A 13603-nucleotide genomic window follows, 5' to 3' on the forward strand; every position below is an offset into this window, starting at 1 on the left:
GCCCGCCGCGCGTTGCTCGCTGATCAGCCCTCGCGGACCTGCAGCCGTGGCAGTTCGACCACCTGTGCGGTCTCTTCGTCACCCATACGATTCAGCGTGCCATCGACCACGGCACCGTTCTCCATGCTCAATTGGCGGTAGCGGATATTGCCCCGCACTCGCGCGTTGGAATGCAGCTCAAGCAGATGCTCGACCACCATGTCGCCAACGACGGTGCCGTCGATCAGCGCATCGTAACTGCTGACGTTACCCTCGATCCGCCCATCGGTGCTCAGTGCCAGGAGGCTATGGGTACCTGGCTTGTGGCACACGTTGCCCTTTACGGTGCCACTGACTTTCAGCCCTTCCTCGAACTCCATATCGCCGATCAGCGAGACATTGCTGGAAATCAGGCTTGAAAACTGGTCGATGCTGACCCGCACCGCCTTCTTTTTGTTGAACATCATCTACTCCAAAGTATCAACGGGCTTTCTTCTGCTGCCGGAAGAACGCCAGATCCGTCTGTAGTCGCTCGATCTGCGCGGACAACCGGGCGATGCGCCCGAGCAACTGCTCCTGCGTCGCCTCGGCTTCCTGCCGCTGTAAGCGGCCCTGTTCGAGTGCGTCCTGAAGCATCAGATTTTCAGCGCCGAGGGTGGCAAGCCGTTGCTCGTACGCGGCGTGTTCATGGTCCCGCAGGTACAGCAAGGCGGCGATCAGACACAGCTTCGCAACGCAGAGCAAAAGCCATGGGCGGATGGGACGTGCGGCCAGCAAACGGTGTTCGGCACGCACCAATTCGCGCGTATTGGACCTTCTAATCATCGGCCTGAGCATCGTCGGCCCGTTCAAGATCGCCAAGGGCGAGGAAGCGCTGCGGATCGACGAAGCGTCCCTTGTGCAACACCTCGAAATGAAGGTGCGGACCAGTGGAGCGACCGGTGGAACCGACCGCGCCAATCCGCTGCTCAGGGGTTACCAGATCTCCGGCCCGCACGTACCGTCGAGACAAATGCGCGTAGCGAGTCACGAGCTGGTTGCCGTGGTCGATTTCCACCACCTTGCCGTATCCGCCGCGGGTACCGGCGAAACGAACCCGCCCTCCGGCCGCGGCGAGCACATCGGAACCGGCGTGCAACGCGAAATCCACTCCCGAGTGAAAGGCGACCTGCTTTTTGAACGGGTCGATTCGATTGCCATAGGCCGACCCCAGCCGCGCCGCACCGACAGGACGGCGAGATGGAATCGCCATGAGCGCGGCATTGCGCTCGGCCACGCGCGCCATCATTCCGTCGAGTACCACCCGCAAACAGAGCGCGGAGGTCTCGGTGCGCTGCAGATCATCCAGCGATACGCTGTCGGCCAGTGACAGCTCATCCGGACAGCCTTGTGGCGGCAGCAGGATGCCGCCCTGCCCTGAGCTGTCGGTCGGCTGCTCCGGCACCAAAAGTGGAAGAAGTGTTGGATCGAGGGCTGAAAGCTGTTCGCTGAGGATCCGCTGCTCACCCATCATTTCCTGCAGCGCGAGCACATCGGACTGCAGCGATTTCAACCGACCGACCACCTTACCTACGCGTGCAATGGCAAAACGACCTTCGCTGTCCAGACCAGGCTCGCCCAGGCGGGCGGACTCCCCCACTGAGCCAATATCCCGCCCGATCCAGACGCCGCCAGCGAAGGTTCCGAGATTGACCAGCAACAACAAAGCCAGCCCTGGGACGAGCCTACGGCGCAGGCTGACGACACGATCGGCATCGCGGGTCAACGAACGGTTCGAAGGAGTGAAAAACGACATCGTGCAATCCCCGGAAAACAAGGCGGCCACCCTCGGCAGGCGGCCGTCGGCATCCAGAGCAATGTGACCGAAGCGGTTATTTTTTTCTGAGGCCTATTGACCGATTGCGACCATTGCAGAGCGCCTCTTAAGTCCAAAGGCCGAAAAGCCGATATCGATCACAATCCCGACGGACCGGGTTAGATCCAGCCCAGCCAGCCGAGCAGGAGAAGCCCGGCATTGATGCTCAGCGCCGCCATCAGCGTGGTGAGTACGATGATGATCGCGGCCAGTTGGTGATTGGCGTTCACCGCCCGTGCCATGACGAAGCTGGCTGAGGCCGTTGGGCAAGCAAAGTAGAGAAACAGAATACCCAGATCCGCGCCACGGAAGCCGCACAGCCAGGCTCCCACTGTCGCCAGCGCTGGCAGCCAGACCATTTTCATCAGGCTTGAACTCATCGCAATGCGACTGCTTTCGCGCAGCACCGAGAGCGATAGCGTGCCGCCGATGCAGATAAGCGCCAGCGGCAGGGTCATCTGCGCGAAATACTGACCCGAGGTCATCAGCCAGTCCGGTAGCGGGATCCGCCAATAGGCAAAGGGGACGGCCAGCGTCACTCCGATGACCAAAGGATTGCGCAGGATGCTGAGCAGAATGGCGCCGGCGCTGGCACGCCCGTCCGGGTTGTAGATGGCTAGAATCAACGCCGAGAGGCTGTTGTAGACCAATATCACCAGACCCGCCAGAACGCCTCCCAGCGACAATCCGTAGTCGCCGTAGAGGCTGGTAGCCAGCGCCAGGCCGACGATGCCGTTATTGCCGCGAAATGCGCCCTGAATGTAAACGCCGCGGTCCACCAGCGGGCAGCGCCAGAGCGCCCAGGCCCAGGCCAGAAAGAAGGTCATCACGGTGGCGATGACGTAGTAGCTCAACAGCGCCGGCTGCAGCGCGGCGTTCAGATCGGCGCGGATGATCGATATGAACAGTAGCGTTGGCATCGTGGCCTTGAATACCAGCGCCGAAGCCGTCTGGATAAAGGCAGCATCGATCCAGCCCAGTCGCTTGAGCGCGACACCGATGAACAGCATGACGAAGACCGGGGCGGTAATGCTCAGGGTCTGGATGGCAACTGAAAGCATGAATGGGCTCGGCGGCAGAGACGCCGCCTATGGTAGTCGCTTATGAGCTGGAAGCTGGAAGCTGGAAGCTGGAAGCTGGAAGCTGGAAGCTGGAAGCTGGAAGCTGGAAAGTCTTCGGTCCGCTTTGAATTCCGTCAACTTTACTTGCCGCTTTCAGCTGCTGTGCATGCACCCGGCGCCAGACGACTCGCTTCAAGCTTCAAGCTGCTTTACCGCCTTACCGGCCGCTTCTGCAGTTTGCGTTGCAACGTCCGCCGATGCATGCCCAGTGCGCGCGCCGTGGCGGAGATATTGCCGTCATGCTCGGCGAGCACGCGCTGGATGTGTTCCCACTGCAAGCGATCCACCGACATCGGGTTTTCCGGCACCAGCGTATCCAGATCGGCATGCTTGGAAAGCAACGCCGCCAGCACATCGTCGGCGTCGGCGGGCTTGCACAGGTAGTTGCAGGCGCCACGCTTGATAGCCTCGACGGCCGTGGCGATGCTCGAGTAACCGGTGAGAATCAGTACCTTCATCTCCGGGTCCAGTTCGAGCAGCTTGGGCAGCAGGACCAATCCGGAGTCGCCCTCCATTTTCAGGTCCAATACCGCGTAATCGGGCAGTTCCTGCTTCGCCAGCTCCAGGCCTTCTTCGGCCGATCCGGCGATGCTGACCAGCAGGCCCCGGCGACTCATGGCTCGGGCCATGACCCGGGTAAATGTCGGGTCGTCATCCACCAGCAGCAGATGAGGCTGTTCTTCGCCTTCGTGCTGCAACTCTTCGGTCATGTTCGCATTCCTCGCATTGTGGTCACGTCAGATTCAGGCCCGTACCGAACCACGCGGCAAGCGCAACTCGGTCAGGGTGCCACCGTCTTCGTGATTGTAGAGCTTCACCGTTCCGCCGGCGCGGGTAACGCTGGCCTGGCTCAGAAACAGACCGAGGCCGAAGCCCTTGCCCTTGGTCGTGATGAAGGGTCTGCCGATCTGCTCGGCGATGGCCAGAGGTACGCCAGCGCCATGATCTCGAATGGTCAGTTTGATCCACTGCGCGTCCCAGTCCAGACGAATGTCCAGGTTGTCCGGGCTGGCATCGGTGGCGTTATTCAGCAGGTTGAGCAGCGACTGCCCAAGATCCGCTGGTGGCATCAGGCGCGGCGGGGTGCCCTTGCCCAGGCACTGGAAACGATAGGTGGCCTCAGGGTGCATCAGATGCCAACGCTGTAGCACCAACTCGACCCATTCGCGCACGGTCTGCTCGACGACCGCCTGACGACGGTCCGCCTCCGCCGCACGCACAAGCTGGCGCAGACTTTCCTTGCACAACTGCACCTGCGACTGCAGCAGCGCCAGATCTTCGTTCAGCTGAGCTTGCTGGTATTCCTGACGCAGCTCCTTGAGCAGCACGCTCATGGTCGCCAGGGGCGTTCCCAACTCATGCGCGGCACCCGCCGCCTGTGTCGCCACGGCCAGCAGCTGCTGGTCACGCATGCTTTCCTCACGCCGTTGGGCCTGGAGCTGTTCCTGGCGCCGCAGCTGCTCGGCCATGCGTGCCACGAAGAAGGTGATCAATGCCGCAGCCAACGCGAAGCTCAGCCACATCCCGTAGACCAGCAGCGTGGTGCGATCGACCGGTGGCACGATGACCGGGTCATACCACACCAGCATCAGGGTATAACCCGCAAGCGCCAGGCCAGACAGAACCACCGAATACAACCAGGGCAGTGTCGCCGCGGCAATGGTAAGCGGCACCAGATAGTAGGAAACGAACGGATTGGTCGAGCCGCCCGAGTAGTACAGCAGCGCGCTGTGGATCAGCAGATCGGTGGCCAGATGCACGGCGTACTCGAACTCGGTCACCGGCCAGGGGCCGCGCAGTCGCAACGCCGTGCCCAGGCAGATCAGTGCAGAGACAGCCAGCGTGACCCCTAGATGAAACCAGGGCAGACCGAACAGCTGCGTAGCGTAGGCGAGCCCCACCGCGCCCGCCTGAGCACCCAGCACGAGGATGCGGATCAGGGTGAGCAGACGGAGGTTCTGGCGACTGGCAGACAGCAGGTGAACGGATGCGTACATGGGTTCTCCAAAGGAGTCGGGAGTATAACCAAGCCGCCTGAACGACAACTGATCTGCGGCAACGCGACGCACGAAAACCTGCACGGAGGCCGTCAACCCGCTAAAGTCTCTGCGCCGCACCGCTGGTGCTATCGAATCCAGGAGCTTTCATGTTCGTTTCCGCCCCTCGCAGCCTTGCTCTGCTGGCCTGCATCGCCTGCCTTCCCGCTGTTGCCGACGAGCAACATTACAACCAGATCTCGCTGCATGCCGAGGCCAGCAGCGAAGTCGCTCATGACCGCATGCATGTCACGCTGTACAGCGAGGCCCAGCATGAAGACCCGGCGCAACTGGCCGCGCAAACCACCCAGGCCATGAACAAGGCTCTGCAACATGCGCGTCAGGTGAAAGGTATCGTGATCAGCCAGGGCAGCCGCAGCAGCTATCCGGTCTATGAGGAAAAGGGCCAGCAGATCACCGCCTGGCGTGAACGCGCCGAACTACGCTTGGAAAGCGGTGATTTCGCCGCGCTGTCCAAGCTGACCGGGGAGCTGATGCAGGACCTGAAAATGGGCGGTATGCAATTCAGCGTTTCCGACGCGATCCGCAAGCAGAACGAAGACGCCCTGCTCAAAGATGCCGTCGCCGCCTTCCGCGCCCGAGCCCAACTGGCCACCGAGGCATTGGGTGGCACCGACTACCGCATAGTCAACCTCAACCTGGGCAGCGGCGGCGGTTATCAGCCGGTGATGCGCAACTTCGCCATGAAGAGCATGGAGGCGATGCCGACACCCGATGTAGAGGCCGGAACCCGCCAGGTCAGCGTCAGTGCCGACGGCGTCATCGAAGTGCAGATGCCCTGATTCGACACCGCCACGGTGACGAGCCGAGGCCATGCGGTCTCGGCTCGTTTGCACCTGGCACGGGCATACACAGCGCCGCGTAACCGTTACCGCAGAAACAACAACGCCGCGAAAATCGCGGCGTTTTGCGTAACGCGGAGGCTTAGATGTAGTAGGCCTTCAGCGGCGGGAAGCCGTTGAACTCCACCGCACTGTAACTGGTGGTGTAGGCACCGGTGGAGAGCCAGTACATACGGTCGCCGATGGCCAGGTTCAACGGCAAGCCGTACTTGTAGTTCTCGTACATGATGTCGGCGCTGTCGCAAGTCGGGCCGGCGATGACCACCTCTTCCATCTCGCCCTTCTTCTCGGTCCAGATCGGGAACTTGATGGCTTCGCCCATGGTTTCGATGAGACCGGAGAACATGCCCACATCGGTGTAGACCCAACGCTCGACGGCGGTCCGCGACTTACGTGCCACCAGCACCACTTCGCTGACCAGAATGCCCGAGTTGGCGATCAGCGAGCGGCCCGGTTCGAGGATGATTTCCGGCAGGTCGTCACCGAAGTCTTCCTTGAGGAAGCGGATAATTTCCTCGGCGTAGGTTTCCAGGCTGTTGGTGCGGGTGATGTAGTTGGCCGGGAAGCCGCCACCCATGTTGATCATCTTCAGTTCGATGCCATCTTCTTCTTTCAGACGTTCGAAGATCACCTTGACCTTGGCGATCGCGGCGTCCCATACGGAGATGTCGCGCTGCTGGGAACCCACGTGGAAGGAGATACCGTAGGGCTCTAGCTTCAACTGGCGCGCCAGGATCAGCAGATCCATCGCCATATCGGTCTGGCAGCCGAACTTGCGCGAAAGCGGCCAGTCAGCCGTAGTCGAACCTTCGGTGAGAATCCGCACATAGACTTTCGAACCCGGTGCGGCCTTGGCGATGTTGCGCAGGTCGGCTTCCGAGTCGGTGGCGAACATGCGCACACCCTTGTCGTAGAAGTAGCGGATGTCCTTGGCTTTCTTGATGGTGTTGCCGTAGCTGATGCGCTCCGGGCCAACGCCGCGGGACATGACTTTGTCCAGCTCGTAGATCGAGGCGATGTCGAAGTTCGAGCCCTTGTCACGCAACAGGTCGATGATCTCGACCGCCGGATTGGCCTTGACCGCGTAGTAGACCTTGGCGAATTCGAAACCGGCGCGCAGATCGTCGTATGCCTTGTCGATGGTTTCGGTATCGATGACCACGAACGGTGTTTCGTGCTGGTCAGCGAAGGTCTTCATCTTCTGGAAGGTGGATCGGGAATAGTAGTCTTCGATCTTGATCGACATGCATGGCTCCAAATCGGGAAACGTAAAGTCGGATTAGGGGTAAGCAAGAACGCCTGATCAGTTTCCCCACTTTGGTTCGCCTACTTCCCAAGGCATGTCGCCGAGTATCACGGCCAAATCGACAGCACAGGTGCAGTGACTTGGTGAATCCTGATCTCTCGTCGTCAGTACTTGAGCCGGATGGATCGTTGCCAGCATGGACGTTCGGGCGCGAACTGTAGAACCACAGCTGTTTCAGATCAATGAAAAATCCACGCTCGTTCCATTTTTTGCCGCATCGGCGAACCTACCCTACTCAAACCGACAGATGTGCTGCGGCGATGTTCCATCCGTCTCGCCCCGCTGCGGATCGGCGGAGCCATCCCAATCCCCTTGACGGACCGCGCCCGAGCGCGCCCTTTGCGCTATAATCGCCGGCTTTTTCCGACACGCTTTCAATACCGGGACCGCCATGACCTCTCAGGCCGCCGAAGTCGCGAAGCGCCGCACCTTCGCCATCATTTCCCACCCCGACGCGGGCAAAACCACCATCACCGAGAAGCTGCTACTGATGGGCAAGGCGATTGCGGTGGCCGGTACCGTGAAGTCGCGCAAATCCGACCGTCACGCGACCTCCGACTGGATGGAAATGGAAAAGCAGCGCGGCATTTCCATCACCACCTCGGTGATGCAGTTCCCCTACCGCGAGCACATGATCAACCTGCTCGACACCCCCGGCCACGAAGACTTCTCGGAAGACACCTACCGCACCCTGACCGCGGTGGACTCGGCATTGATGGTGCTCGACGGCGGTAAAGGTGTCGAACCACGCACCATCGCGCTGATGGACGTCTGCCGCCTGCGCGACACGCCCATCGTCAGCTTCATCAACAAGCTCGACCGCGACATCCGCGACCCCATCGAGCTGCTCGACGAGATCGAAGCGGTTCTGAAGATCAAGGCGGCGCCCATCACCTGGCCGATCGGCTGCTACCGCGACTTCAAGGGTGTGTATCACCTCAAGGACGATTACATCATCGTCTACACCCCGGGCCACGGGCATGAGCGCACCGACGTCAAGATCATCCAGAAGCTCGACTCCGACGAGGCGCGCAAACATATCGGCGACGAATACGACCGCTTCGTCGAACAGCTGGAGCTGGTCCAGGGTGCCTGTCATGAGTTCGACCAGGACGAGTTCCTCAGCGGCCAACTGACTCCGGTGTTCTTCGGCACCGCGCTGGGCAACTTCGGCGTCGATCATGTACTCGATGCGGTCGTCGATTGGGCACCGCGCCCACTGCCGCGTGCCGCCAACGAGCGCGTTGTCGAGCCGGTCGAGGACAAATTCACCGGTTTCGTCTTCAAGATCCAGGCGAACATGGACCCCAAGCACCGCGACCGCATCGCCTTCATGCGCATCTGTTCGGGCAAATACGAAAAAGGCATGAAGCTGCGCCATGCGCGCATCGGCAAGGACATCCGTATCGCCGATGCCCTGACCTTCTTCTCCAGCGAGCGTGAGCAATTGGAAGAAGCGTGGGCCGGCGACATCATCGGTCTGCACAACCACGGCACCATCCAGATCGGCGATACCTTCACTGAAGGCGAAAACCTCGGCTTCACCGGCATCCCGCATTTCGCCCCGGAACTGTTCCGCCGCGTACGCCTGAAGGACCCGCTGAAGTCCAAGCAGCTGCGCCAGGGCCTGCAGGAACTGGCCGAAGAAGGCGCGACCCAGGTGTTCTTCCCCGAGCGCAACAACGACATCATCCTCGGCGCGGTGGGTGTGCTGCAGTTCGACGTCGTTGCCAGCCGCCTGAAGGAGGAATACAAGGTCGAGTGCGCCTACGAGGCGATCAACGTCTGGTCGGCGCGCTGGATCGAGTGCGACAACGAGAAGAAGCTCAAGGAATTCAGCGACAAGGCCTACGAGAACCTGGCACTCGACGGCGGCGGCCACCTCACCTATCTGGCACCGACCCGGGTCAACCTGAGCCTGATGGAAGAGCGCTGGCCGGATGTGAAATTCAGGGCGACGCGCGAGCATCACTGACAGGCGATCATTCGTAGGCACCGGCCTGGTGCCTACGAGAGTGGCGCCTGAAGTTACCAGCGGGATTGGCCTTCAGCGAGGCAAGACACCGCGGCCTGCGCATCCCGTCGCACGATTCGAATCCCTCTACCAATCCAGTGCCAGGCGACTCTCGAAGTGGCGTGGCTCGCCGCTCAGCGGATCGCGAAATTCCAGGCCGCGTGCCAGCAGCTTGAGCGGGTTGGCGTAGTCGTCCTGATCACGACGACTGCGCTCGATCAGCTCCGGATAAAAGGGATCGTTGCAGATTCCGGCTCCCAGCGTGGCCATCTGCAAACGCAATTGGTGCTTGCGTCCAGTCACTGGGAAAAGTGCGTAGCGCCAGAACGCACCGCGGCGCTCCAACACCTCGATACGCGTCTCGCTGTTGGGCGCGCCATCACCCTGTTTCATCAGAAAGAACGGATCGCCCTCGACCATGTGCAACCGCTCCTGCCGCGGAAAGTCGAGAGCGGGTAGCGCCGGGCAGATCGCTTCGTAGCGCTTGTCGATCCGGCGCTCGCGAAACAGCGCCTGATAGCGGCCACGGCTTTCGGGATTGGTGGAGAACAGCACCAGCCCGGCAGTCAGCCGATCAATGCGGTGGATGGGTACCAGATCGGGATTGCCCAGACGTTTGCTCAGACGCGCCAATAGGGTTTCGTTGACGTACTCGCCGGCCGGCATCACCGGCAGGAAATGCGGTTTGTCCGCCACCAGCAGATGCTCATCGAGGTGCAACACCTGCTCCGCGAAGGGAATCGGCTTTTCCTCCGGCACTTCACGAAAGTAGTGAACCCTCAGCCCCACTTGATAGGGATGATCAACCGCGAGCGGCCGCCCGTCGGCGCCCAGCACGCGTGCTCTGGCGAAGCGATCCAGCCAGGTGGCGCGATCAATCGCGGGGAAATGCGCGCATAAGCAATCGAGCACCGAGGGCCAGTCGCCCTGGGGCAGATGCAGGGTGCTGCGGGCGTTGTGGGCAGTGGCGGACATGACGACGACGCACATGGGAATTGGCCAGCGATGATACCCGACTGCATCGTGCCGACCGTCGGTTCATATCGATTTCACCATTGGTGGTGTCGATTTGGCTCGGTGTCGATCGACCATCCGAGCATGCATCGAAAACCATCGATGCTTCATTCGCTCGTCCCGCAAGCGGAGGTTTACGATGAACAACCATCCGATCGTTTCCCGTCAGCAATGGCTGGCCGCCCACAGCGAACACCTGCTCAGAGAAAAGCAGGTCACCCACCAGCGCGAAACCCTCGCAGCCGCCCGCCGCGAACTGCCCTGGGCATTGGTGGACAAAGACTACCGATTCCAAGACGCACACGGCTCGGTGGGCCTGGCCGAGCTGTTCGAAGGGCGCAGCCAACTGATCATCAAGCATTTCATGTTCGGCCCCGACTGGCAGGAAGGCTGCGTCGGCTGTTCCTTCGAGATGGACCATCTGCAAGGCGCACTGGTGCACCTGACCCACCATGACGTCAGCTTCGCCGCGGTGTCGCGGGCGCCCTTCGCGGCGCTCGAAGTCTTCCGCCAACGCATGGGCTGGCAAGTCCGCTGGGTATCGTCTGCTGGCAGCGATTTCAACCGCGACTTTCATGTCTCGTTCGATCCCGAGGACATCGTCGAAGGCAAGGTCTTCTATAACTTCACCTGGCAGCCGTTCGTCTGCGAGGAGCTGTCGGGCTTCAGCGTGTTCTATCGCGACGAGGACGGACGCATCTTCCACACCTTTTCCGCTTATGGGCGTGGTGCCGAAGAGCTGCTCGGCAGCTATGTGCTGCTCGATATGACACCCAATGGGCGTAACGAAAACGGGCCGCAACATAACCTGACCGACTGGGTTCGCCATCACGACCGTTACGACAGCGACGATCGGGTCGACTCGACTGGGCGCGTCAGCTCAAGCGACCATCGGGGATCGGCGGATTGCTGCCATCGCACCTGAACGCTCGCCGTCGCCGCAAGGAATTCTCGGGAAACCCTCACCGCACTACCCGGTCCAGACTAGAACGACCAGGCATGTTCTAGGGCTGCCCAAGCCGCTTATCCCACGCGTACTGTGATTGTTTGGGCGCCTGCGATACCCCAGCCCTACTGGTCTGAAGAGTTCACAGCCGAATCAAGCGAGGTTTCCATGGCAATGACAGTGGGTGACTACGTGATCGAACGCCTCTACCAATGGGGCGTTCGCCGCATTTACGGCTACCCCGGCGATGGTATCAACGGGGTGTTCGGCGCTCTCAATCGTGCCAACGAGAAGATTCGCTTTATCCAAGCTCGGCACGAGGAGATGGCGGCCTTCATGGCCGCGGCAGACGCCAAGTTCAGCGGCGGCCTCGGCGTCTGTATCGCCACATCCGGCCCAGGTGCCGCGCATCTGATCACCGGCCTTTACGATGCGCGGCTGGATCACATGCCGGTGCTGGCGATCACCGGGCAGAAATCGCGCACTGCGCTGGGCAGCCATTATCAGCAGGAGATCGATCTGCCTGCGTTGTTCAAGGACGTGTCCGGCGCGTTCGTCGAACAGGCCAGTGCACCCGCCCAGGTCAGACACCTGATCGACCGGGCGATCCGCACCGCGGTGGGCGAGCGTAAGGTCGCGACGGTGATTCTGCCCAACGACCTGCAGGAGGCCGAGTACAGCGAGCCGCCGCGGGCCCACGGCGCCGTGCATTCGGGTGTCGGTTACACCCGACCGAAGATGGTGCCTTACGACGCAGATCTGCAACGCGCGGCCGAAGTGCTCAATGCCGGCGAGAAGGTGGCCATCCTGGTGGGTGCCGGCGCGCTGAACGCCACCGACGAAGTGATCGCCGTGGCCGAGAAACTCGGTGCCGGGGTAGCCAAGGCGCTATTGGGTAAGGCCGCGGTGCCTGACGACCTCCCCTGGGTCACCGGCTCCATCGGCCTGCTCGGAACCGAGCCAAGCTACAAGCTGATGACCGAGTGCGACACTCTGCTGATGATCGGCTCGGGCTTCCCCTACTCCGAATTCCTGCCCAAGGAAGGCCAGGCGCGCGGCGTGCAGATCGACCTAAAGGCCGACATGCTCAGCATCCGCTACCCGATGGAGGTGAATCTGCAAGGCGACTCGGCCGAAACCCTGCGCGCGCTGCTGCCATTGCTGCAGGAAAAAACCGAGCGAAAATGGCGCAGGCACGTCGAAGAGTGGCGCATGGACTGGGAGCATCTGCTGGAAAACCGCGCCATGGTCGAGGCCCATCCGATCAACCCGCAGCGCGTCGCCTTCGAGCTATCGCCCCGCCTGCCGGATAACGCCATAGTCACCAGCGACTCAGGTTCCTGCGCCAACTGGTATGCCCGCGACGTGAAGATGCGCCGCGGCATGATGGGCTCGCTGTCCGGAGGCTTGGCCTCGATGGGCGCAGCCGTGCCTTATGCGATAGCCGCCAAGTTTTCGCACCCGGAACGCCCGGTCGTGGCGATGGTGGGCGATGGCGCGATGCAGATGAACAACATGGCCGAGCTGATCACCGTCTCCAAATATTGGCAGCAGTGGCAGAACTCGCAGTGGATCTGCTGCGTCTTCAACAACGAGGACCTCAATCAGGTGACTTGGGAGCAGCGCGTGATGGAAGGCGATCCGAAGTTCGAGGCGTCGCAGGATATTCCCAACGTACCCTACCACCGCTTCGCCGAGTCCATCGGGCTGAAGGGCATCTACGTCGACCGTGAAGATCAGGTCGCGGCCGCCTGGGACGAGGCGTTCGCCGCGGACCGGCCGGTGGTGCTCGAATTCAAGACCGACCCCGACGTGCCGCCGCTGCCGCCGCACATCAAGCTGGAGCAGGCCAAGGCCTATGCGTCGGCGTTGCTGCATGGCGACCCGGATCAGGGCGGGATCATCAAGCAATCGGCCAAGCAGGTGCTCAGCAAGGTCCTGCCGGGCCGTCACGCAGACAAGGGCAAGGACCGGAAGTGAGCGGGCGTCCTGGCGCCAACAGGTCATCCAGCCCATCGCCTGCCGCACCGCCGATCGCATTTGGATTCTGGTGGGGCGAGGCGGACTGAAGCGAAGCAGACTTTTAGCGCTTGTCGATGGAAACAAGCGCCGCCTCACCGGCCTCGCTCTGGAAGCCGATCCGCACCTCGTCGCCTACGGCCAGGCCGTCGAGTTGCTCGCGCCTGGCCTGGAACTCCATGCTCGAGGCCGGCCATTTCAATGCGGGGACCGGGCCGTGGGCGATGGTCACCACGCCGCGCTCGTGATCGATGGCCTCGATGGTGCCAGTGGCCCGCATGACCGGCTCGGACATCAACTCGGTAGCCGGCCCGGCGTCGATTTCCGGTGCTTCTGCCGGCTCCGTCGGTTTGAGCAGATCCTGCGCCACTACCGGTTGAACGAGCAGCACCAGGCTGAGCGCGACGCAATGAAGCGGTTTCATGACAGGCCTCCCGGGACAGGTGGACG

Annotated in this window: 13 protein-coding genes; 4 read left to right on the plus strand and 9 right to left on the minus strand. The window is 61.6% G+C overall.

Features of this window, described 5'->3' with window-relative positions; all coding sequences use genetic code 11:
* Window positions 1-23: 23 nt before the first annotated feature.
* The 6 genes from UF78_RS17675 to UF78_RS17700 form a co-directional block, all read right to left on the minus strand.
* A complete protein-coding gene (locus UF78_RS17675; protein ID WP_045163529.1) occupies window positions 24-443 on the minus strand; it encodes a bactofilin family protein in 420 nt (139 codons plus the stop codon).
* Window positions 444-459: 16 nt separating this feature from the next.
* Window positions 460-804: a hypothetical protein gene (locus UF78_RS17680; RefSeq protein WP_230623682.1), complete on the minus strand. Its 345-nt coding sequence runs from the start codon at window positions 802-804 to the stop codon at window positions 460-462.
* Window positions 797-1774 (minus strand): M23 family metallopeptidase, encoded by a 978-nt coding sequence (locus tag UF78_RS17685; protein ID WP_045163531.1) that lies wholly within the window; start codon window positions 1772-1774, stop codon window positions 797-799. Before UF78_RS17685 ends, UF78_RS17680 begins: the two co-directional genes overlap by 8 nt.
* Window positions 1775-1953: 179 nt before the next feature.
* Complete coding sequence (locus tag UF78_RS17690) at window positions 1954-2895, minus strand: AEC family transporter (RefSeq protein ID WP_045163532.1); 942 nt, start codon at window positions 2893-2895, stop codon at window positions 1954-1956.
* A gap of 209 nt (window positions 2896-3104) precedes the next feature.
* A complete protein-coding gene (locus UF78_RS17695) occupies window positions 3105-3665 on the minus strand; it encodes a response regulator transcription factor (protein WP_045163533.1) in 561 nt (186 codons plus the stop codon).
* Window positions 3666-3698: 33 nt separating this feature from the next.
* Window positions 3699-4952 carry an ATP-binding protein gene (locus tag UF78_RS17700; RefSeq protein ID WP_045163534.1) on the minus strand — a complete coding sequence of 418 codons (1254 nt, stop codon included), beginning with the start codon at window positions 4950-4952 and terminating at the stop codon, window positions 3699-3701.
* Window positions 4953-5101: 149 nt separating this feature from the next.
* Here UF78_RS17700 and UF78_RS17705 point away from each other — a divergent pair, with 149 nt between their 5' ends.
* Window positions 5102-5794, plus strand: coding sequence for an SIMPL domain-containing protein (locus tag UF78_RS17705; RefSeq protein WP_045163535.1), 693 nt, complete (start codon window positions 5102-5104; stop codon window positions 5792-5794).
* Window positions 5795-5936: 142 nt separating this feature from the next.
* Here UF78_RS17705 and UF78_RS17710 read toward each other — a convergent pair whose 3' ends face one another.
* Window positions 5937-7100, minus strand: a complete 1164-nt coding sequence (locus UF78_RS17710; RefSeq protein ID WP_045163536.1) for a type III PLP-dependent enzyme — start codon at window positions 7098-7100, stop codon at window positions 5937-5939.
* A 451-nt stretch (window positions 7101-7551) separates the two neighbouring features.
* Here UF78_RS17710 and UF78_RS17715 point away from each other — a divergent pair, with 451 nt between their 5' ends.
* Complete coding sequence (locus tag UF78_RS17715; protein WP_045163537.1) at window positions 7552-9135, plus strand: peptide chain release factor 3; 1584 nt, start codon at window positions 7552-7554, stop codon at window positions 9133-9135.
* 126 nt (window positions 9136-9261) lie between these two features.
* On the opposite strand, the gene UF78_RS17720 is transcribed toward UF78_RS17715, so the two are convergent.
* On the minus strand, window positions 9262-10149 hold the full coding sequence (locus tag UF78_RS17720; RefSeq protein ID WP_196298693.1) for a pseudouridine synthase: 888 nt from the start codon (window positions 10147-10149) through the stop codon (window positions 9262-9264).
* A 178-nt stretch (window positions 10150-10327) separates the two neighbouring features.
* On the opposite strand from UF78_RS17720, the gene UF78_RS17725 reads away from it, so the two are divergent.
* Window positions 10328-11113: a DUF899 domain-containing protein gene (locus tag UF78_RS17725; protein ID WP_045163538.1), complete on the plus strand. Its 786-nt coding sequence runs from the start codon at window positions 10328-10330 to the stop codon at window positions 11111-11113.
* Between the two features lie 189 nt (window positions 11114-11302).
* Window positions 11303-13114, plus strand: a complete 1812-nt coding sequence (locus UF78_RS17730) for a thiamine pyrophosphate-requiring protein (protein WP_045163539.1) — start codon at window positions 11303-11305, stop codon at window positions 13112-13114.
* Window positions 13115-13217: 103 nt separating this feature from the next.
* Here UF78_RS17730 and UF78_RS17735 read toward each other — a convergent pair whose 3' ends face one another.
* Window positions 13218-13577, minus strand: coding sequence for a copper-binding protein (locus UF78_RS17735; RefSeq protein WP_045163540.1), 360 nt, complete (start codon window positions 13575-13577; stop codon window positions 13218-13220).
* Window positions 13578-13603: the final 26 nt, after the last annotated feature.

Origin of the sequence: Stutzerimonas stutzeri (genome assembly GCF_000952685.1) — a bacterium.
GTDB lineage: Bacteria > Pseudomonadota > Gammaproteobacteria > Pseudomonadales > Pseudomonadaceae > Stutzerimonas > Stutzerimonas stutzeri_E.